Below are 22,147 nucleotides of genomic sequence, written 5' to 3'. Positions count from 1 at the left end.
TCTCCCAAATAAAGTATAAAGCTAAGAAATTACTCCCGAACCAACTAATTCATTTTCCAAATACCAAGCAACAAATTGTCCTTCTGTAATAGCAGACTGTGGTTCTTCAAACTCTACGTACATTCCGTCTTCAAATTGATGTAAAACAGCTTTCTGAAGAGGCTGACGGTAACGAATTCTAGCCATCACTTCCATTTTCTCACCCGCTTTCAAAGTCATATCTTCTCTAATCCAATGAACTTCAGATTTTCCAACAAAAAGTGCTTTTTTAAATAATCCAGGATGCTGGCTTGACAAACCTGTATAGATAGTATTAGTTTTTACATCGGTTGCAATTACAAATAAAGGATCTGTTGTTCCTCCTACATTTAGACCTTTTCTTTGTCCAACTGTAAAATAATGAGCCCCTTGGTGTTTTCCAACCACTTTTCCCATTGTTGGAAAATAGTCTAGTTTTTGAGATTCTAACTTTAATCTTTCTTCCAAAGAAAGTTCAGCCGATTTTTCAGAAGTATAAATCAGATCAGTTTTATCTACTTGAACAATTTTACCATCTTTTGGCTGTAATTTTTGCTGTAAAAATTCTGGAAGACGAACTTTTCCAATAAAACATAAACCTTGTGAATCTTTCTTTTCTGCTGTAACCAATTCCATTTCAGCAGCAATTTCACGAACTTCTGGTTTTGTTAAAGCTCCAATAGGAAACAAAGCTTTAGACAATTGTTCTTGAGACAATTGGCACAAGAAATACGATTGATCTTTATTATTGTCAACTCCAGCAACTAATTGGTAAACTGGTTTTCCGTCTACCTCAATTTCACTTTTCTGGCAATAATGTCCTGTTGCAACATAATCTGCTCCAAGACTTAAAGCGATTTTCATAAACACATCAAATTTGATTTCGCGGTTACAAAGCACGTCAGGATTTGGAGTTCTTCCTTTTTCGTATTCGTTGAACATATAATCAACGATTTTTTCTTTGTATTCCTCGCTTAAATCAACAGTTTGAAACGGTATGCCTAATTTTTCAGCCACAAGCAAAGCATCATTACTGTCTTCCAGCCAAGGACATTCATTAGAAATAGTAACAGAGTCATCGTGCCAGTTTTTCATAAAGAGGCCAATAACTTCGTATCCCTGCTGTTGCAATAAATACGCTGCAACACTAGAATCTACTCCACCTGAAAGTCCAACAACTACTCGTTTCATTTTGAAAAGTTTAATTTTTTAAGGTTGCAAAGGTACGCCAAATAATAGAAAATTTCACCATGGTTTTCATTACTTTAAGCAATCCCGCAGTAGATAAAACTTATTACTTTTTTAAGTACATTTAATCATCCATTTTTATGATATGAAAAAATACATTTATAGCTTGTTTTTCCTTTTCGTATTAACTTCGTTAAGTGCGCAGCGATTTAGCGCGTCTTTACCAAATTATGAAGCTTACAAAGCATTTAGAGGAAAACCTTTGTCTGATAAATTTTCGAATATTGAATCAGTAAAAGTCATTTACGATCTCAGAAAACAAAAAATGTATTATTTCAACAGCAGTGTTATTTTGCTTCATTATGATTTTGTAGTTAATTATTTGGGATACAACCACGATTTAGAAGTCTTCAATAACGAAAACTACAGCAACACTGAAAAGAATAGAGATTTTCTTCTCGGAAATTTAAATCATATTAAAGGAACCGATAAATGGATTTTCGAACTTGCCGCATCCGATCATATGCCTTTACCATTGATTGAACGTTTTTTTGCTATGGTCAAAAATTCTACTTTTATTGGAGAAAAACTGAAATTTTATCTGAACAATCCAGAAATGATGAATTGGTTCCAGCGCGATGAATTTAAAATCCCGTGCGTGAAATCTGATTATATTTTTGGTGAATTAAAATATCAGGAAGTTGTTCATGGCAGTAATATTGGGATTTTGCAACAATATAAAATCAAAGATTTAGAAACTACAAAACCTAGTCCTGATGAAATTATTATTTTGGACGGAACGCCTGATATTCTCCCAAATGTGCGAGGAATTATTGTCAATGAACTTCAAACTCCATTAAGCCATTTGGTTCTTTTAGGAAAAAACAGAAAGATTCCGATAATGGCGTATACGGATATTGAAAAAGACAAGAACATAAAAAGGCTACTTTCTAAAAAAGTAGAATTAAAAATTGAAGTCGATACTTTTTTCATTAAAGAAACCACTAAAAAAATTCCAACAAAATCTCCTGGAAAAAAGAAAAAGCTAGTTATAGACAATAGCGTTATAGAATTGGTCAATTTATCTGAAATTCCAAAAAAGGGAATTAATTATATTGGTTCGAAGGCACAAAACATGGCGTATTTAATTGCCATTTCTAAAGAGATTTCCTTTAAAGTTCCAGAAAATGCACATGCTATTCCGTTTTACTTTTACACAAAACATATTCAAAAAGCATCTATTTCGCCATTAATTACAGAACTTTTAGCTTTCCCTCAAAAAGATTCTGCAGTTTGGATTAATAAACAGCTTAAAAAAATTAGAGACGCTATCAAAAAAGAACCTATTGATCCTGAATTAATATCGAAATTGAATATTGCTTTTAAAGACGCCAAATTCAAAAACTTCAGATTTCGTTCGTCTACGAATGCAGAAGATTTAGATGATTTTAATGGCGCTGGATTGTACGATTCTAAAACCGGAATTTTAGGCGATTCGATCAAAACTTTCGAAAAAGCCATCAAACAAGTCTGGGCAAGTGTCTGGAATGAAGCCTCGTATAACGAACGAGAACTTTTTGGAATTGATCAGCAAAATATTGCAATGGGCGTCTTGGTGCATCGCTCTTTTCCAGATGAATTAGCAAATGGCGTAATTATTACCAAAAATATATTTAGAGAAAACTTTCCTGGAATTACAGTCAATGTTCAAAAGGGAGAAAATTCGGTTGTGAAACCCGAAAAAGGAGAAATCTGCGAACAGTTTGTAGCCTATCATTTTAACGACGGAAAAGACGAAACTGATTTTGATATTGATTATACTTCCAATTCCAATTTGAATGATAATGAACCGTTATTGACTCGAAAAGAAATGAGTAATCTATACGATGTCAGCAAAAAAATTGAAACTAAAATGTATCGCTATTGGCGCAAAAACCAATTTCATCCGGTGGATATTGAATTTAAAATTGTGGGCGAAAAGAGAGATTTATACATCAAACAAGTTCGTCCTTTTAACGATTAATAGAATACTAATAAATCTATTTCATTGCTTGCCGTATTGATTAATACAATTCTAAAGTCGAAATCTTCAATTTTAATTTTCTGCTGAATTGATTTTCGAATTACTTCTGAATTCAACGAAAAATTATCGTCAAGCGGAATTTTCACATCTACAGAATTCAGATATTTTGAAGCTTTTTTGTTGACAATAACCGAAGCGGCAATATAAAATCCGATAATAATAATTTGAAAAAACAGCAACAACTCAATCTTTTCAAACGGATACATAATGTCCAGAATTGACAATGTAATTGTGGCAAAAAGAAAGATGATAGCATTTACCGTGAAAGATTGTGTTCTAAATCGAAGTATCGAAAAAATAGCAAAAAGACCAAAACCAATTCCGACGCCGATTTCTATTTTGGTAAAAAGATAACAAAGGGAAAAAGTACAAAGTCCCACAATAACCATCAACGGATTTATAGTAGCATTATCTTTTCTGTTGGAGAAAAAATACAAAACCAAAATCGAAAAAAACAACAGTAAAAATCGTCCTAAAAGTTCTTGTAAATCCATTGGTTAGAATAAATTGGTTACTCAAAAGTAAACAATTTATTCTTTATCTATTTTATTTTTCAAGGAATGAATTCTGAACTTTTTAGGCTATTATTTTTTTGGCGCTGGTCCTTTTTCAGAAGCTTTATTCGTGTTTTTAGGATCACTCATATTTACTTCTTTCACTAATTTTCCTTTTTGATAAAACTGCCAAATTCCAGCTTTTTTACCATTTATAAATTTCCCTTTAGAAGCAACAGACTTATCTGAATCATAAAAAACAGCTGCACCATTGTATTCATTATTTACAAAGTTCGATTCTTCAAGAAGCGTTCCGTCCTGCCCTATTTTTTTATAGGGTCCTTCTTTTAAACCATTTTTATAAGTCATCTCTTCTGCAATTTGCGCATTGGGATAATAAACAGTTTTTAAACCTTCTAATTTTCCGTTTTTATAATTCTCAACCGCCATTAAAACTTTAGATGCTTTATGGTAATATTTCCATTCCCCTTCGCGAGCTTTTCCGATCTCTTTTCCTTCGCTTACTTTGTTTTTATTTTGATCAAAAAAGACAGTATACGAACTCCCATCATTGGCACTAAAATCTCTTGTTGCTAAGACATCACCTTTTTTAGTATCGTCAAAAAATTTAAAAACACCAGTTTCTTTTCCATGATCAAAAGTCCCTTCGTAGCGAGGGCGTTTAGATTCTGCATAAATGCCTTTCCAAAGTCCGTCTTTTTTTCCAGCCGCGTCAACTTTATTGGTTTCTTGAGAAAAAGCTGCTGTAGTGATTAGAAATAAAATCCAAATTTTTTTCATAAACTGTTTTTCTTTATAACATTAAAAAGCGTGTTTTATTATTGCAAAAGTATAACCAATTTTAATTTTTTACCCATTTTTAAAGTCTTAATTAGCATTTAAAATTTTGTTAAACAAAATTTAGAGCAACATGCAACAAAATCAGAGCTAAACCAACATAATTAACTAAAAATCAACATTATAAAAACAACAAATGAAGTAAATAAACATGTAATGAATATAACTTTTGTTTAACATTATGTAAATAAAGTTGAACAAAATCTTATAATTTAGCTTCACAAACTAAAAACTATATTATGAAAACATTAAAAATTAAATTAATTGCTTTTTTAGCATTAATTGCTTTCGTCAGCATTTCATGTAATAATGATGACGACGACTCGCAACAGACCCCGCAAACGATTGTATCTATTGCGAAAGCAAATCCTGATCTTAGCAGTTTAGTTGCTGCTTTAGAAAAAGCAGATCTAGCTGCTACACTGAACTCTTCTGGCTCTTATACCGTCTTTGCACCTAATAATAAAGCTTTTAGCGCTTTCCTTTCTGCAAACGGTTACGCTAATCTTAACGCAGTTCCTGTTGCTGCTTTAAAAGAAATATTACTCAACCATGTTTTAAGCACAAAAGTAAAATCTAGCGAGATTTCTACAGGGTATGTAAAAACTCTTGCGAAAGGAAATGCTTCAGCTTCAAACACCATAAGTATGTATCTTGAAAAAAACACAGGAGTTGATATTAATGGCGGAAAAACCAACGGCGGTGCAACAGTAACAACTGCAGATATTGAAGCTTCAAATGGCGTTATTCATTTGGTTGATGGCGTAATAGGATTACCAACTATTGTTAACCATGCTGTGGCTAACAAAAATTTTACAACACTTGTAACAGCATTGAGCTACAACTCTGCATCTGGTTTTGTTGGAATATTATCTGGAACTGCTAATTCTCCTTTTACTGTTTTTGCACCTACAAATACTGCATTTACAAGCTTCTTAACCGAAACTGGTTTTTCTGGTCTTTCTGCAATTCCTGCTAATGTTTTAGAAACTACTTTGAAATATCATGTAGTTGCTGGTGCAAATGTGCAATCGACTTCTTTAACAAACGGACAAGTAGTTAATACTTTTGCGAGTCAAAGTTTTACCATTGGCCTTACTGGAGGCGCAAAAATTACTGACACCAATAATAGAGTGAGTAATATTATCGCAACGGATGTCCAATGTTCAAACGGAATAATCCATGTTATTGACAAGGTTTTATTACCTAAATTTTAAATAAAACTAATTAAAATAAAAAAACCGTTTCGTTTTTTAACGAGACGGTTTTTTTATTTTATTATATAGAGAATTACTTTTTCTTATTCTGAGCTTTTGCAGCTTCTTGTTGTTCCATTACTTCTTGAAGACGCTGTTGGAACTTACTTGGCTTTTTAGGCTCTCTTTGTTTGTTTTCTTGAATCTGAGCGTGAATTTTATCACTGTCCACAATATAATTCTTGATCACAAACATAATTCCAATTGTAATTAAGTTTGAAATAAAGTTATACAAACTCAATCCTGAACCGTAGTTATTGAAGAAAATTAACATCATTAACGGTGAAACATAAATCATGATTTTCATCATTTTTGCCATATCTGGCATACCTTCCTGCTGAGGAGCTGCCATTTGCTGATCTCCAGAAGTCATTTTCATGTAGAAGAAAATCGCAATTGCAGCCAAGATTGGAAACAAACTAATGTGATCTCCGTACATCGGAATAGTAAATGGTAATTTTACAACAGAGTCAAAAGATGATAAATCGTCTGCCCAAAGAAAACTTTTTTGTCTTAATTCAAATGCCGCAGGGAAAAACTGGAACGATGCATACATAAATGGCAACTGAATCAATGCCGGAATACATCCTGCCATTGGGTTTACACCTGCTTTGTTGTACAGTTTCATTGTTTCCTGTTGTTTCTTCATTGGGTCTTTTTTGAATTTCTCTCCCAACTCAGCAATATCAGGTCTTAAAACTTTCATTTTAGCCTGAGACAAGAATGATTTATATGTAATTGGCGACATGGCCAATTTGATGATAATTGTAAAAATAATGATTGCAATACCTAACGACAATCCCATTGTTGAACTTAAGAATCCGAATAATGGAATGAAAATCCATTTGTTGATCCATCCAAAAATCCCCCATCCTAATGGAATAATTTTTTCGAAGTTTTTATCGTAAGCTTTTAATGTTTTATAATCTGCAGGACCCATGTACAAATTCATTTTGTAATCGATCTCTCCATTTGAAAACGCTAAAGGCAAATTAGCTCTAAACTGTTTGGTAAAAACAGTATCGATTTTTTCGTCTTTAACTAAATCATCAGATTGTAACTTTGAAGTTTCAAAAGGCTTTTCTGTAGATAAAATAGTCGTAAAGAAATGCTGTTTAAAAGCTATATAACTTACTTTTTCAGGAGTTTCTTCTTTTCCTTGTCCGTGCGAACTAACGTTATTGTATTTTGATTCGTTGTATTTGTAATCAATTTGTGCATAACGATTTTCGTAAGCTACACTTTTCTCATTTCTATATGTTTTTAAATCCCATTGCAAATCAATTGGTTTTGCAGAATTTAAAACTCTGTTTAATCCTTGAGAACGGATATCAAAACCAACTAAATAATCGTTTGGTTTTAAAACATATTTGTACTCTAAAAATTCATTAGCTCCAGCTTTCAAACGCATAGATAAAACTTGGTCTGCACCAATTTTCTCTAATGTTGGTTCGAAATACAGATCTTTAGAATTTAATGTTCTATTGTCTGTAGTAAGAAGCTGCAAATTTAAATTTGAGTTGTTATTTTTGATTAACTCAACTAACTGTCCAGAACCTTTTTTTAATCTTTCGAATTCTTTTAAAGTAGCTTCAACAATATAACCACCTTTATTAGCAATCTTTAATTTTAATTTTTCATTTTCGATTGTAGTAAAAGCTTCTTTTGCAGAAGGAAGTGTTGCAGAATAAGCAAATCCTCCTAAAGTTTTTTGCAATTGAGCCAATTGAACTGTATCTCCAGGAGTTACAGCTGCAGCTGGTAATGATGCCGTTTTTGCTTTATCTGCTTTTGCTTGTGCTTCTTGTTTAGCAACTAATTCTTTCTTGGCTTTTTCAGCAGCAATTTCTTTTTCAGAAGGCTGATTTTGGTACATAATCCAAATCAAAATTCCGAAGATCAATACAAAACCAATGATCGAATTGAGGTCTAATTTTTTTTCTTCCATTATAATTTAAAAAAGTTATTCGTTGAAGTCTATTAGTACTGAGTTTATCTCAAAAGTTACAAACTTCTCAAAATATTAATTACTGTTTTTTATGCGCATTTACTGCAGCAGCCACAAAGTTTACAAAGATTGGGTGCGGATTTGCAACCGTACTTTTGTATTCTGGGTGGTATTGAACACCGATAAAAAATGGGTGGTTTTCAAGCTCAACGATTTCCACTAAACCTGTATCAGGGTTAACTCCAGAAGCCTTTAAACCTGCTTTTTGCAATTCATCAGCATATTTATTGTTGTACTCATAACGGTGGCGGTGACGCTCCGAAATAGTTTTTTCTCCGTAAATTCTGTGTGCTAAAGTGTTTGGTTTAATATCACATTTCCAAGCACCTAAACGCATTGTTCCTCCTTTATCGGTTACATTTTTCTGTTCTTCCATTAAATTCACAACTGGATGAGGCGTTTTATCGTTCATCTCTGTAGAATTCGCATCAGCATAACCTAAAATATTTCTAGAATATTCGATAACAGACATCTGCATTCCTAAACAAATTCCGAAGAAAGGAATGTTGTTTTCACGTACAAAACGAACTGCTTCAATTTTTCCTTCAATACCTCTTTCACCAAAACCTGGAGCAACTAAAACTCCATCTAAAGAACCTAATTTCTCTTCAACATTATCCGCATTAATATGCTCTGAGTGAATAGAAATTACATTTACTTTTGTTTCGTTTGCAGCTCCTGCATGAATGAACGCCTCCAAAATAGATTTGTAACAATCCTGCATTTCTACATATTTCCCAACTAAACCAATGTTAACAGTTTGTTTTGGATTTTTCAATCTTTTTAAGAAAGTATTCCAGTTTTTAAGATCTGGAGATGCTTTTTTAGGTAAATCTAATTTCTTTAAAGCCACAACATCTAATCCTTCTTCAAGCATTAAATTTGGAACTTCATATATAGTAGAAGCATCAATTGATTGAATAACTGCTTCTTTTTTCACATTACAGAATAAAGCTAATTTCTGGCGCAATTCCTGAGACAATTCGTGCTCAGTTCTACAAACCAAAATATCTGCTTTAATACCGCTCTCCATTAAAGTTTTAACAGAGTGCTGAGTAGGTTTTGTTTTTAACTCACCAGCTGCAGCCAAATAAGGAACTAATGTTAAATGAATTACGATTCCGTTATTTTCACCTAACTCCCAAACTAATTGACGAACAGATTCTATATAAGGTAAAGATTCGATATCACCAACTGTACCACCAATTTCAGTAATTACAATATCATAGTCGCCAGATTTACCTAGCAATTGCATTCTGTCTTTGATTTCGTTTGTGATATGAGGAACAACCTGAACTGTTTTTCCTAAAAATTCTCCTCTTCTTTCTTTTTCAATAACCGAAAGATAAACTCTTCCTGTAGTAACATTATTAGCCTGAGAAGTAGGAACGTTCAAGAAACGCTCGTAGTGTCCTAAGTCTAAGTCTGTTTCAGCTCCATCATCTGTCACATAACATTCTCCGTGCTCATACGGGTTTAGTGTCCCCGGATCTACGTTAATATATGGATCAAATTTTTGAATAGTCGTGCGATATCCTCTTCCTTGTAACAATTTTGCCAAAGATGCCGCGATAATCCCTTTTCCTAATGAAGAGGTCACACCTCCTGTAACAAAAATATATTTTGTTTGATTCATTCTGTTGTTGTTTGTAAGTAGTTGTGTAAAAAACTTGGCAAAAGTACAAATTTAATTAGACAATTTATACAATAGACTTCTTAGATTTTTAGAATTTTAGAATGCTGATTTTTTAACTTTTTCAAATCAAAAGAAAACTTTCCTATATATTAATTTTTATCTATTGTTTAAAAGAATTTCAGTCATTATAATGAAATTTTTATCTAATTATATAAAAATCCCATAATCACAAAAAGCATGTTACATTGGCTTGGGATATTGCTTCTTAATATTTCGAATTAATTCTTCTAATCCATTCAACTTCAATTCATAAATAAGCTGCAGTTGCTGACCAAGCTCTCCTTTTGGGAATCCTTTATTATGATACCAAACCACATAATACTCAGGCAAATCAATTAAGTATTTACCCTCGTATTTCCCGAAAGGCATTTTGGTGTGCGCTAATTTTATGAGTTGTTTTTTGTCTTGATCCATAGTTTTTTGTTGTAGAAAAAAGAAGCAAGATGAAAGACCAATGCTTTCTTCTTGCTTCAATTAGTTGCAAAGCTATTATTTATTTACCACAGATTAAAAAATAGTTTTCAGTCGCAGTCGCAGTTTACAGTTAAAACAAAACCGAACATAAAAACTAAAACTTATCAAGAGCCATTGTTCATTTGCCACAGATTAAAAGAATTTCCACAGATTAAAAAACTTAGAATCTCAGAACCTTAGAATCTTAGCATCTTTTTAAAAAAAAAGAAGCAAGAAAAAAGAACTTATTTGCGCTCCCTCTTCCTGCTTCAAAAATATCATTTAAGACTTATTACTAATTTCTAAAAACGCTAAAAAAACTTAGCATCTTAGCATCTCAGAACCTTAGCATCTTAGTAGTGCCATCTCACAAAAGCTTCCATTGCAGCATACGTTGCTAACCCTAATTGGTGATACAAAGCTGCTGTTTCGCGGTTTCTGTCTTCTGCTCTCTGCCAGAACTCTCTTGCATCTGTTCCTTGAAAAACAACTCCATCTTTTTGAGATTGGTGCTTGAAGATTCCATGACGTTTTTCTAGAACCTGATCTGGACTCATTGGAACAGCCATCTCAACCTCGTCAATTCCCCATTCTTGCCAAGCTCCACGGTACAACCACAACCAACAGTCGTTCATGAACTCTTTTGGTTTTAAAACTTTTACAGCCTCAAAAATCGCATCCAAACAAACTTTGTGTGTTCCGTGTGGATCTGCTAAATCTCCCGCTGCGTAAATCTGGTGTGGTTTAATTTTCTCAATCAAATCAACCGTCAACTGAACATCTTCTGGTCCGATTGGTTTCTTCTCGATTGTACCTGTTTCATAGAAAGGCAATTCCATAAAGTGAATCTGCTCGTCTGGAAGACCAACAAAATGACTTGTAGCTCTCGCCTCTCCTTTTCTGATTAAACCTTTAATGTAACGAACCTCTGGAATATCAATTTCGCTGTTCTTTTTGTTCTGCAAGAATGCTTCTGCCTTTTTATAGATATTATCAGCTTCTTCGCTTTTTATTCCAAATTTCTCGTTGTAATCAATTACGAATCTTGCAAAACGAAGCGCTTCATCATCAGCAACGGCAATATTTCCAGAAGTTTGATAAGCAACGTGCACCTCATGTCCTTGCTCTTGCAAACGCATAAAAGTACCTCCCATACTGATAATATCATCATCTGGGTGTGGACTAAAAATCAACACACGTTTTTTAGCCGGCTCAGCTCTTTCAGGACGATTTGAGTCGTCTGCATTTGGCTTTCCACCTGGCCAACCTGTAATTGTATTTTGTAATTTATTAAATATCTTAATATTAGTATCGTAAGCTGGACCCGAATCTGCCAACAAATCGCTCATTCCGTTTTCGATATAATCAGCATCTGTAAGCATTAAAATTGGTTTTTTAAGATCTAATGCCAATCCTAAAACTGCTTTACGAGTCAATTTATCTGTCCAAACAATTTTTTCAACCAACCAAGGCTTGTTAATTCTTGTTAGCTTAGAAGAAGCTTCTTTATCTAAAACAAAAACCGCATTGTTATGCTCTTGCAAAAATGAAGCAGGAACTCGGTTTGTAACTTCATCTTCAACAGATTTTTTTACAATGTTTGCTTTTCCTTCACCCCAAGCCAATAAGATTACTCTTTTTGCTTCCATGATTTTTTTAACTCCAAGTGTAATTGCAGTTCTTGGCGTATTATTTAAACCAAAGAAATCTTTACTTGCCGCAACTCTTGTAATATGATCTAAAGCCACTAGACGAGTTTTAGAGTTTTGAAGTGAACCAGATTCATTAAATCCGATGTGTCCGTTTCCTCCAATTCCCAGAATCTGAAGATCGATTCCACCTAAAGCTTCAATTTTAGCTTCATATTCGTGGCAATAATCTGCGATTTGCTCTTTTGTCAAAAGTCCGTCTGGAACATGAGCGTTTTCAGGTAAAATATCGACATGATCAAACAAAAGTTCCTTCATGAAACGAACATAACTATTGATTGAATTGGGTTCCATTGGATAATATTCATCCAAGTTAAAACTGATTACATTTTTAAAACTCAAACCTTCTTCTTTGTGCAGACGCACTAATTCGGCATATAATCCTTTTGGAGAAGAACCTGTTGCCAAACCAAGAATACATGGCTTTCCTTCTTTTTCTTTTTCTTTGATTAATGTTGCAATTTCTTGCGCTACTTCTTTTGAAGCATCTGTTGAGTTTTCAAAAACAACTGTATTAATGTTTTCGAATCGTTTTTCGAAACCTGTTGCTTTGTCGATTTTACTTTTTAACATGATATATTAATTTTTTATTTTTGTTCAACTATTCCATTTCCTGTATTTATGCCCTTTTATAGCATAAAACAAAATCATTGCATAAGAAGGTAATAACATTAAATATGCCAACTGATTACCGCTTTTTGAAATACCTTGCATATTTTTTGCAATATTCGCAGAATTGATGCTTTCAGTAATCATTCCGTAAAACAGTGGAAAAACTGCTCCACCGATAATTCCCATAATCAAAATAGCACTACCAATCTTGGTATAACCTCCTAAATCCTGCAAAGCCATTGGCCAAATTGCTGGCCAGCACAATGCATTTGCCAATCCTAAAAGCGCTACTAAAAGTATCACCAATGGTATATTTGGAGTTCCAGGAAATGCAATCATTATTTTTGGCGAAATCATAACAATTGCCAAAACCAACACCAAGCCTAGTATTCCTGACACTTTTAAAGCAGTGACCTGAGAAAGATATTTAGGAATCAATACTATTCCAAGAACGTATCCGATAACCATTGCTGACATGGTAAATGAGGTTAGTTTAAGATAGAAATTCCCTTCTTCACCATAAACTCCATGTTGTTTTCCGAAAGCTCCAATAGAATCTCCTGCCAAAACTTCGGCAGACAAATACAGCATTAAAGTAATTACTCCTAAAACAAGCTGCGGATATTTAAATGCATTTTTAATCTGTTGAAAAACACTTAGATTCGAAACATTTCCTTCTTCATCCAAATCAATTTCTGGAAGAGGAGAAAATTTAACCATCAAGGCTAAAACTGTAATAATCAACCCCATATAAAGATACGGCGTTTGCAATTGCAAAGCAAGAGAATTTAACGCAGTAGTTTTTGCAACTTCATCCATCGCCGCAATTTTGTCTGCGGTAAAGTCCTGCATATTAGACAAAACCAAAACCGTAAGAACGATTGGCGCTACAAACCCAGCGAGTTTATTTGCAATTCCTAAAACACTGATTCTTGCCGCAGCACTTTCTCTTGGACCAATTACAACAACATACGGATTTGATGCTGTCTGCAAAACTGCCAAACCAGTTCCCATTATAAATAATGCTAATAAAAATAGTAGAAATGTACGGCTTGAAGCCGCTGGATAAAACATAAAAGCTCCTGCGGCGATAATTAGCAATCCTAAAGAGATTCCGTTTTTATATCCCACTTTTTCAATAATATAAGAAGAAGGAACTGCCATTACGAAGTAGGCAATATAAAATGCGAAAGTCACAAAATAAGCTTGCGAAGAAGTTAATTCGCAGGCTAATTCAAAAAACGGGATTAATGGTCCGTTAAGCCAGGTTACGAATCCTAGAATAAAAAACAATAAGGTTAAAATTACCATCGGAACAATGGCGCTTTTTTTCTCTACCTGTAATGTACTTTGAATGTTTGTCATAATTTTTGGTTGATTAGTTTATAGATTTATTTAATTCAAAATCTAAATTAGAATCAACTCTCACATTATTGATTGCGTAATTTATGCAAATATCTGCATTTTTTTTGCAAAACAAAAGTACTACATTAAATTTCCTTATTCTCTAATTTAGATATGAAAGTTTTGTTAATTTTTGCTATTCCAGTTTAAATCAGGGTAATATTTTGCCAAATATGTTTTTACGTCGGCAATATCTTCTTTGGCTGTTAGGTCTGGAACGTGCTCAGAAAACGGAATTCCGATCGTTGTATTCGGATTTTCCTTAACGGAGTTCAAAAGCACCGTTGGAAGCTCCTTTTCATCACGCTCTGGATGCACCGGACAATTTTTAAGATGTATACACAAGGTCTTGCCATTAAACTTAAAAGCATTCATACTCACACGTATCTTTCCTTCTGCGTCCTTATATTGTTCCAAATCTTCTTCTGTAGGTTTTTCTAAAATATCCAACAACTGATTATTTACATCTAATTTTGCAATTGCAAAACGAGAAATACGCTCCAACGGAAAATCCATTGCATCGCGATCGTAACTAATAAAAGCATTTGGACTTTCCGTTTCTCTCAAAGCGCGCAACGCTTCAGCCGAATACAAATTATCGCTATTGCAAACCGAATAAAACTGTGAATTCAATTCCGGATATTGCTCTACTGCCTGAAACAAAGCGTCTGCAGTTCCAAAAGGCTTTACTCTTCCTTCAGGAATATATTGAATCGCAAATGAAATATTGAGTCCATGAAAATCATTATTCTTCATTTTACTTCCGTAAAACTCTTTAAACAATTCTCCTTGCTCACCTATTATAATATAGATGTTTTCATAGCCTGCTTTTTTGGCATTCCATAAAAGATAATCCATAAGAGGTCTTCCGCTTGCGCCAACACCTATTAAACCTTTACTCCTTTCGTTAGCTTGTGCGATTTCTTCTGAAGAAAGATTATGGGTAACCGCTTCTTTTTTCATACGAGAAGAAGCTCCACCGGCTAGAATTACTAAATTGTTGTGCATTTTATTTTAATTTTCAATATTATCAATAATTCGTACTCCGGGATCAACATTTACCGCGTAAGCTTCTTGCGCTCCAGCATCTAAAATCGCCTTAATAATCCCATCTTCATTCTTTGGATCGGCAATCACCACAATGCTTCCGCCGCCGCCAGAACCTACAATTTTTGCTCCGTATGCACCTGCTTTCAATGCAGCATTAACCATTGCGTCAATTCTCGGAACGGTTATTTTCAGTAAATCCCGTAAAACTTCATGATGCCCATTCATTAAAGCACCAATTTTTTTAAGATCCAAAACTGGTTTTTCAAATTCTTTTAAAGCTTCCTTAGTGTACTGATAGTTCTTAACAGCAGCCTCAAAAAACGGAATTAGAAGATCTGGCAAACAATTTCTGTATTTATCCAAATCCTCTATTTCAGATGTATTCAAATCAAACTGTGGATAATTCTGCTTTACAATATCAATAGCCATTAAAGCATTTCCTTTTAATTCACCAAGCAATCCAATAGTTTCCTTTGGAACACCTGAAACTCCAGTAATCAAACCTTTTAACTCTGTTCCTATTACATTAAAAGAAAACGGCTTTTGGGTATTAATATAAACGATATTTCCAACACCAATACTAAAATGATCCATCATTCCGCCAGGTTCTCCGTGTTCTACAACTTCAGATTCGTAACCTAATTTAGAGAGAAATTCAGGCGTAACTTCTTGATCTATTCCGAAAGCTTCTATAAGGAAACGAATCCAAGCCATCAGTAAAGCCGACGAACTCGATGTTCCCGAATTAATCGGAATATCTCCAGTAATTGTAATGTCATAACCAGATTTTGGTTTACAACCATATCTTCGCAATACTCGCAACGCAGATGCAAAATAATCTCTTGGTTCTAATTTTTCGAAAGCCTCGTATATATCGATAACTCGAATTTCATTAATATCAACCATATTCAGAACAAAAGTTTTGGTCTGATTTTCTTTTGCAATTAATTTAATATTTCGATCTATCGCACAGGCTATAACAGGCAACCCTAAATAATCTTGATGATCTCCAAAAAGACAGGTTCGGCCGGGAGCTAATGAGGTAATTTTTTTCACTTAAACACTTTGTGTTAAAATACTTTATTTCAATAAATTAAAGCATTATTTGGTTATAGATTTATTTTAGTTTTTCGGTTTTTATTTCACGAAACTAGAGATTATATTTTTATAAAACAAGAAAAAATATAAAAATGTGCTCGAACACACTACTTTTATGTTCTCGAGCACATTTATTAATTCTTACATAAAAAATGCTTTTATTAGCTCAAAGTTTTTATATTTGTCTACATGGACAAAAAGTACACAATTAAGGATATAGCACAAATGGCTGGAGTTTCTAAGGGAACTGTAGACCGCGTGCTGCACAATAGAGGAAAAGTTTCTCCTGCTGCACTCGAAAAAATCAATGAAGTTTTGAATGTTATTGATTATGAGCCCAACTTAATTGCACGAAATCTGAAAAGCACAAAAGTGTATCGTATTTGCGTTTTACTTCCTGATCCTGTATTTGATCCGTACTGGCTTCCTTGTGTTAACGGAATTCAGGATGCCATTACAGAATTCAAAGCTTACAATGTCGTTATAGAAATACATTACTTTAATCCAGAAAGCACCAAATCTTTTTTAAAGACAAATGAAACTATTATATCGCAATCACCAGATGCCGTTTTACTGACTCCGCTTTTTCATAAAGAAACCATCGAAATCATAAATCAATATGACGAACTGGGGATTATGGTCAACACCTTTAACAACCAGGTGGAATCTTCTTCTATTAAAAGTTTTGTGGGACAAGATTTATACAAAAGCGGCCGAGTTGCTGCCAGTTTAATGAATCTGATTCTTCCGAAAGGCCAAATCGCCATTATCCATATTGATGAAAGTCTTAAAAATGCTGTTCACATGCAGGAAAAAGAACGCGGCTTTAGAAGCTATTTTGAAGAAAAAAACCTTTCTAATTTCTCTTTAACCACTTTAAAAGTGAAATATTCCAATATTGAAACTAAGCTACCAGCTTTCATAAATGAAAATCCAGATTTAAGTGGCATTTTCATCACCACTTCAAAAGCTTACCAAATTGCCTCTACACTTTCAAACGTAACAGACAAAAAGATTGCTTTGATTGGATATGATTTAATTGATAAAAATGTTAGTTTTTTAAATCAAGGATTGGTTCACTTCTTAATCCATCAAAATCAAAAAAGACAGGCTTATTTAGGCGTAAGCACTTTGGCAGATCACTTTATCTTTAGAAAAGACATTCCGGAAACTATTTTGCTTCCTATTGATATTATCAATGTAGAAAATGCTTCTTTTTATGTTAGCTAATGTGGTTTGCCGCTAAGACGCTAAGGCACGAAGTTTTTTTGAATCTCGCAAAGTCGCAGAGGCGCAAAGTCTTTTTTATACTTTCAATACTTTAATCGTATACTGGCTTGGCTTAATACAATCAACCTAAGGACTTGCTATTTTTAGTCTCTCGCAGATTTTGCAGATTTACGCAGAAAAAATGAGTAAAAAATCTGCTGAATCTGCTAAATCTGCGGGATGTTTTTTTCTTAATTTAATCATATTGAGATATAGCATAGGCTTCAACCAAGGGCGCAGATTTCTTGATTGTATTCCCGTGGTTGAAACCACGGGCTATGTTTGAAAATAAAGTCGGAAAAATTCTTTTAATAGCTTTAGACAAACATTACTAATTTAGGCTAGAGCCATTTCTTTACCCTATTCAACCTCCAGTTTTAGCTGGAAGCAATTCAAATTACATTTTCCCTTAAAAAAACTTTGCGCCTCTGCGACTTTGCGAGATTCAAATAAAAAAGTAAAAAACTTGTGCCCTAGCGCCTTTGTGGCAAACTTTATGGCGAATTATTTCATCAAAACGAACTTCCCAAAAGAAGAAGCGATATGAAAATTCGGCTCTGCAGTATTGGGATCGACCCACGTAATCCAAGTTGGTTCGTAATTTCCGTTTTCATCTTTAGAGAATTTAGCTCGGTAAACTCCAACTTCGATAATATTATCATGAATTAAATCCAATTCTTTTAAAGACGCAATACTAATTCTTCCCACAACCGTAAACGAATTTTGTGCTTTTACCGACTGTATTTCCAACTGTTTTTCTGGCCATCTCCAATTGTAATCAAAATTCCAATTCGGATAAGCTTCAAAATCCAAAATACGTTCATCTACATCCATTTCCAAACAATAATACGGACTTAGTTTTTCATCTTTTCTAAAAAACAGCTCTACTCTATCCGAATTACAAATACTGTCTGTAGAATTGTCTTTTCGATCAATATAAACCTCTGAATCAAAAACTTGAAAATTAAAATAGAGATAATCCCAATCCCAAAGCGCGCGGAATTCAATCTTTAAAACTGGATCATTATTCCATGGTGAAGTAAAATCGGTTAAACAATTTGCTTTTTCCCAAAAAACAGGATCCATAATTTCGCTTACGTTTTTTTTACTTTTATCGATAATTTCTACGTGGTATTCTTTCAAAATTCTTCTTCTTAAAATCTGTTAATTTTTCATTTTCAAAAAAGGTCAAAATGACCATTAATTCATTTCGCGATTTCGGCCTTTTTATCCGTGACCAATATACTTCAAAAATCCAATAAAAAAACAAAGCGAATTCATAATTAAAACTAAAAATACGTTCCTTTTCAGCATAAGAAAAGACTGCTTAATTTTTATGTTTTTCGTTTAGTGATTGCGAAATTCATAAGTTTTTAATAAATCCTTATTTATAATTCAAAAAACTACTAATATCACACATACTGTTTTTTCTAAATCATTTTAAAAATATCACAGCAATTTAAGTCAAAAAAAACGATTCGAACAATTTTATGTGCTCGAGAACATAAATTTTGTGTGTTCGAGCACATTTTTTGTGTTTTTTCTTGTTTTATAAAAATATAATCTCTAGTTTCGTCAGAGATTAATCTTAAAACTAAGTTAATTATGCAAAAATTAGGGTGATTTTTAACCCTTAAAAAAGAAGAAAATAGAACTAGACAAGCCGTGTTTAGCGCAAAAGCAAAACCTCTTATTTGCAGAGAAAACAAATTAATCAACACATAACTAAAAAAACCAAAATGAATTCCACGATCAAAAAAGAAATCTAAAACCTACAAACAAGAAAAAAACAATTAAACATTAACCAAAACCAATTTAAAGTATGAAATTATTAACCCAAAAAAAGCCAAGAGATTTTCGGATTAACAATTTATCCCGCAAAGAAATCGGAATAACGGTTCTCTCGTTATTAGTTTTTACATTTCAAGCTTCTGCAGCTCCTTCTATAAATACTTCAGATAATAACAAAACAGCGCTGTATTTTGAAAAAACAGTAAAAGGTACTGTAACAGATCAGAACGGTTTACCTCTTCCAGGGGCAAATGTTGTGGTTAAGGGAACTACAAAAGGTGTTCAGACGGATGTTGACGGAACTTTTGCTATTACAGTTCCAGATAATGCAACAAAATTGGTGATTACTTTCATCGGTATGGAAGATCAAGAAGTTAGTATTGGAAGCGCTCCTCTAAAAATTGTCATGAAGGAAGCAGGACAAAAACTAGATGAAGTAGTAATTGGATACGGAAAATCTAAGAAAAAAGACCTTACAGGTTCTGTGAGTTCGCTTAGCAAAGACAATTTAAACTTAGGCGGAACGGTTGCAAACGTTGGGCAAGCTCTTCAAGGACGTGCTTCTGGAGTGCAGGTTCAGCAAAACAGTTATGCACCAGGAACAAATCCGCAGGTTGTAATTAGAGGAGGAAACTCAATCAATACCTCTAATGCTCCGCTATACGTAGTGGACGGATTCATTACTAGTACTGGAGGTTCTATTAGTCCAAACGACATTGAAAATATTCAGATTCTTAAAGATGCCGCTTCTACAGCAATTTATGGTGCTCGTGGAGGAAATGGGGTAATTTTGATTACTACTAAAAAAGGAAAAGCTGGAAAAATGAATGTTGAGGCCGAGATTTCTGATGGTTTTCAAAACATCATAAAAGAGCCTTCTTTATTGACTGGGCAGCAATATGCCGATTATCAGAATGCTCTTAATGCTGAAAACGGAAGACCGCCACTTTTCCCTTCAAGTTTTCCTGTTGCCAATACGAATTGGTTTGACGCTGCAACTCGTCCTGGAGAAGTGCTTAACAGAACGCTTACTTTTAGCGGAAGCGACCAAACTTCTAAATTCTTTCTTTCTGGAAACTATTTAAAACAAACTGGAGCTATCGTAAACACTGATTTTGAAAGATACAGCGTGAGAATGGGTGCAGAAAAGAAATTCAACGATAAGCTAAACATGGGAATGAATGCTTATGGCGCTGTTGCTGAAGGAAATAATAGCGATTTTGGCGATAATATTTTATCTCCAATGTTCTCTATCCAAACAGCTCCGCCAGCTATTCCGATTTATAATGCAGATGGTTCGTATTATAAATTTCAAGGAAAAGACAATGCTTTAGCACTTTTACTTGAGCCTACAGATCATACAATCAATAGATTGGTAAACGGAAACATGTTTTTAGATTATCAGATCATTAAAGGTTTAACGTATCACTTTGGTGCGGGTGCAGAATGGCAGGAAAACATTCAAGGAAAATATACTCCAAGTACTTTAGTAGCGGGAGCAGCTTTGAAAGGTTCTGGTTCTGAGGAAAACATAACATATTTCAGATGGAGTACAGAGCAATATTTGACTTATAAATTTGACATCAAAGAAAAACATGCTATAACAGCAATGATTGGTACTTCAAACCAAAAAGACACATTTGAGAGAGTAAGAGCTGCTGGTACAGGTTTCTCAAGCGACTTGTTGACTTATTACAATTTGCAGGGAGCTTCAGTGTATTTAAAACCTGAAACAGAAAAAACAGAAACGAAATTGACTTCTTATTTTGGAAGGTTAAATTATGCGTTCAACGATAAATACTTAGCCACTTTTACAATTAGAAAAGACGGTTCTTCTCGTTTTGGACCAAATAACCGATTCGGTATTTTCCCTTCTGGAGCTGTTGCTTGGAAAATCTCTAATGAATCTTTTATGCAAAACGTAAAAGCAATTTCTGAACTTAAATTGAGAGCGAGTTATGGTATTACAGGTAGTGACGGTATTGGAGACTACTCTTATATGAGCCGTTTATCTTCTTGGGGTGTAACTATTGCACCAGATGAATTTGTGGCAGGAACAGAACCAGCCAACTTAGCTAACCCAAATCTAAAATGGGAAGAAACAGCTCAAACTGATATTGGTTTAGATTTAGGTTTATTTAATGACAAACTTTCAATTACATTCGATTATTACAAAAAAAGAACAACAGATGCTCTTTTAAATGTTCCTGTTGGAGGATGGTGGGGATTTGGCACTCAGAGAGTTAATGCAGGAGTTATTGATAACCAAGGTATTGAGTTAGGAATAAGCACTACAAACTTTAGAACGGATAAATTTACTTGGACTACCTCATTAAACGTAGCGTACAATAAACAAGAAGTAGTATCTCTAGCAGATAACGTAAAAATCATTAGTACAAACACTTCAAACCCAAGTGGAACAGTTTCTGGTCAAGAATTTACAAGATTGGAGCCTGGAAAAGAAATGGGAGTTTTATATGGTTATAAATATGCAGGGGTCATCAAAACTGGAGAAACTTATGCTCCTCAGCCATTATCTGCCCCTGGAGATCCTAAATATGTAGACGTTGATGGTGATGGACAAATTACAGCAAAAGACAGAACGTATTTAGGAAATACTATTCCTCATTATGTTGCAGGTTTCAATAACGATTTTAAGTATAGAAATTTCGATATGAATATCTTTTTCCAAGGCGCTTTTGACTATTCAGTTTACAATATGACTAAAATGGTTGGTGAGTCTTCTACAAGCACAGATGTACTAAACCGTTGGGTTGCTGGAAAAAACGAAAATACAGATATTCCTAGAGATGGCTATTACAAAAGCACTTACGGAAGTTATGTGAATTCTAAATTTGTTGAAGAAGCTTCTTACTTGCGTCTAAAAAATGTTTCTATCGGATACACAATTCCTGAAAGTGCATTAAAAACGGTGAAATTTATTGATAGTATCAGATTATATGCAATCGGACAAAATTTATTGACGATTACAAACTATTCTGGAAATGATCCTGAGGTAAATGGCCATACCACTAGTGCTACTGCGCAAAATATTGGTGGTGGAATCGACTTTAACTCATTCCCAGCTTCAAGAACTTTTATACTTGGAATTAAAGTTGCAATTCACTAGTCTAAAATGCTTTATAGTAACATTAAATTG

The 22,147-nt window shown here is 33.9% G+C and carries 15 protein-coding genes; 4 read left to right on the top strand and 11 right to left on the bottom strand.

Going from position 1 to position 22,147, the window contains the following annotated elements; genetic code table 11:
• Positions 1 to 21: 21 nt before the first annotated feature.
• Entirely contained in the window at positions 22 to 1,209 is a 1,188-nt protein-coding gene (gene mnmA, locus NCC77_RS09680) for a tRNA 2-thiouridine(34) synthase MnmA (protein WP_250835386.1), read from the bottom strand.
• 142 nt (positions 1,210 to 1,351) lie between these two features.
• Here mnmA and NCC77_RS09675 point away from each other — a divergent pair, with 142 nt between their 5' ends.
• Complete coding sequence (locus NCC77_RS09675) at positions 1,352 to 3,229, top strand: PEP/pyruvate-binding domain-containing protein (protein ID WP_250835385.1); 1,878 nt, start codon at positions 1,352 to 1,354, stop codon at positions 3,227 to 3,229.
• On the opposite strand, the gene NCC77_RS09670 is transcribed toward NCC77_RS09675, so the two are convergent.
• Entirely contained in the window at positions 3,226 to 3,783 is a 558-nt protein-coding gene (locus NCC77_RS09670) for a DUF4956 domain-containing protein (RefSeq protein ID WP_250835384.1), read from the bottom strand. The genes NCC77_RS09675 and NCC77_RS09670 overlap by 4 nt on opposite strands.
• Positions 3,784 to 3,873: 90 nt before the next feature.
• The gene (locus NCC77_RS09665; protein WP_250835383.1) at positions 3,874 to 4,584 is read right to left on the bottom strand and encodes a toxin-antitoxin system YwqK family antitoxin; all 711 of its coding nucleotides are present in this window, start codon (positions 4,582 to 4,584) and stop codon (positions 3,874 to 3,876) included.
• 296 nt (positions 4,585 to 4,880) lie between these two features.
• On the opposite strand from NCC77_RS09665, the gene NCC77_RS09660 reads away from it, so the two are divergent.
• Positions 4,881 to 5,858 carry a fasciclin domain-containing protein gene (locus tag NCC77_RS09660; RefSeq protein WP_250835382.1) on the top strand — a complete coding sequence of 326 codons (978 nt, stop codon included), beginning with the start codon at positions 4,881 to 4,883 and terminating at the stop codon, positions 5,856 to 5,858.
• Between the two features lie 73 nt (positions 5,859 to 5,931).
• Here NCC77_RS09660 and yidC read toward each other — a convergent pair whose 3' ends face one another.
• The 7 genes from yidC to NCC77_RS09625 all read right to left on the bottom strand — a co-directional run bounded on the left by yidC (position 5,932) and on the right by NCC77_RS09625 (position 15,885).
• Positions 5,932 to 7,845: a membrane protein insertase YidC gene (gene yidC, locus NCC77_RS09655; protein ID WP_250835381.1), complete on the bottom strand. Its 1,914-nt coding sequence runs from the start codon at positions 7,843 to 7,845 to the stop codon at positions 5,932 to 5,934.
• Between the two features lie 79 nt (positions 7,846 to 7,924).
• Positions 7,925 to 9,541, bottom strand: coding sequence for a CTP synthase (gene pyrG, locus NCC77_RS09650; RefSeq protein ID WP_095929926.1), 1,617 nt, complete (start codon positions 9,539 to 9,541; stop codon positions 7,925 to 7,927).
• A gap of 240 nt (positions 9,542 to 9,781) precedes the next feature.
• A complete protein-coding gene (locus tag NCC77_RS09645) occupies positions 9,782 to 10,015 on the bottom strand; it encodes a DUF3820 family protein (protein WP_250835380.1) in 234 nt (77 codons plus the stop codon).
• A 392-nt stretch (positions 10,016 to 10,407) separates the two neighbouring features.
• Entirely contained in the window at positions 10,408 to 12,336 is a 1,929-nt protein-coding gene (gene nagB / locus NCC77_RS09640; RefSeq protein WP_250835379.1) for a glucosamine-6-phosphate deaminase, read from the bottom strand.
• A gap of 24 nt (positions 12,337 to 12,360) precedes the next feature.
• Positions 12,361 to 13,740, bottom strand: a complete 1,380-nt coding sequence (locus tag NCC77_RS09635; RefSeq protein WP_250835378.1) for a sugar MFS transporter — start codon at positions 13,738 to 13,740, stop codon at positions 12,361 to 12,363.
• 165 nt (positions 13,741 to 13,905) lie between these two features.
• Positions 13,906 to 14,787, bottom strand: coding sequence for a sugar phosphate nucleotidyltransferase (locus tag NCC77_RS09630; protein ID WP_250835377.1), 882 nt, complete (start codon positions 14,785 to 14,787; stop codon positions 13,906 to 13,908).
• A 6-nt stretch (positions 14,788 to 14,793) separates the two neighbouring features.
• Complete coding sequence (locus NCC77_RS09625; RefSeq protein ID WP_250835376.1) at positions 14,794 to 15,885, bottom strand: GHMP family kinase ATP-binding protein; 1,092 nt, start codon at positions 15,883 to 15,885, stop codon at positions 14,794 to 14,796.
• Between the two features lie 231 nt (positions 15,886 to 16,116).
• On the opposite strand from NCC77_RS09625, the gene NCC77_RS09620 reads away from it, so the two are divergent.
• Positions 16,117 to 17,157, top strand: a complete 1,041-nt coding sequence (locus tag NCC77_RS09620) for a LacI family DNA-binding transcriptional regulator (protein ID WP_250835375.1) — start codon at positions 16,117 to 16,119, stop codon at positions 17,155 to 17,157.
• A 543-nt stretch (positions 17,158 to 17,700) separates the two neighbouring features.
• On the opposite strand, the gene NCC77_RS09615 is transcribed toward NCC77_RS09620, so the two are convergent.
• Entirely contained in the window at positions 17,701 to 18,339 is a 639-nt protein-coding gene (locus NCC77_RS09615) for a sugar-binding protein (RefSeq protein ID WP_250835374.1), read from the bottom strand.
• Positions 18,340 to 19,018: 679 nt separating this feature from the next.
• Here NCC77_RS09615 and NCC77_RS09610 point away from each other — a divergent pair.
• Positions 19,019 to 22,117, top strand: a complete 3,099-nt coding sequence (locus tag NCC77_RS09610; protein ID WP_250835373.1) for a SusC/RagA family TonB-linked outer membrane protein — start codon at positions 19,019 to 19,021, stop codon at positions 22,115 to 22,117.
• Positions 22,118 to 22,147 lie beyond the last annotated feature (30 nt).

Source organism: Flavobacterium tyrosinilyticum, assembly GCF_023656565.1.
Classification (GTDB): Bacteria; Bacteroidota; Bacteroidia; order Flavobacteriales; family Flavobacteriaceae; genus Flavobacterium; species Flavobacterium tyrosinilyticum.
The sequence above is the reverse complement of the archived record's forward strand: the minus strand, read 5'-3'. Positions and strand labels throughout refer to the sequence as shown.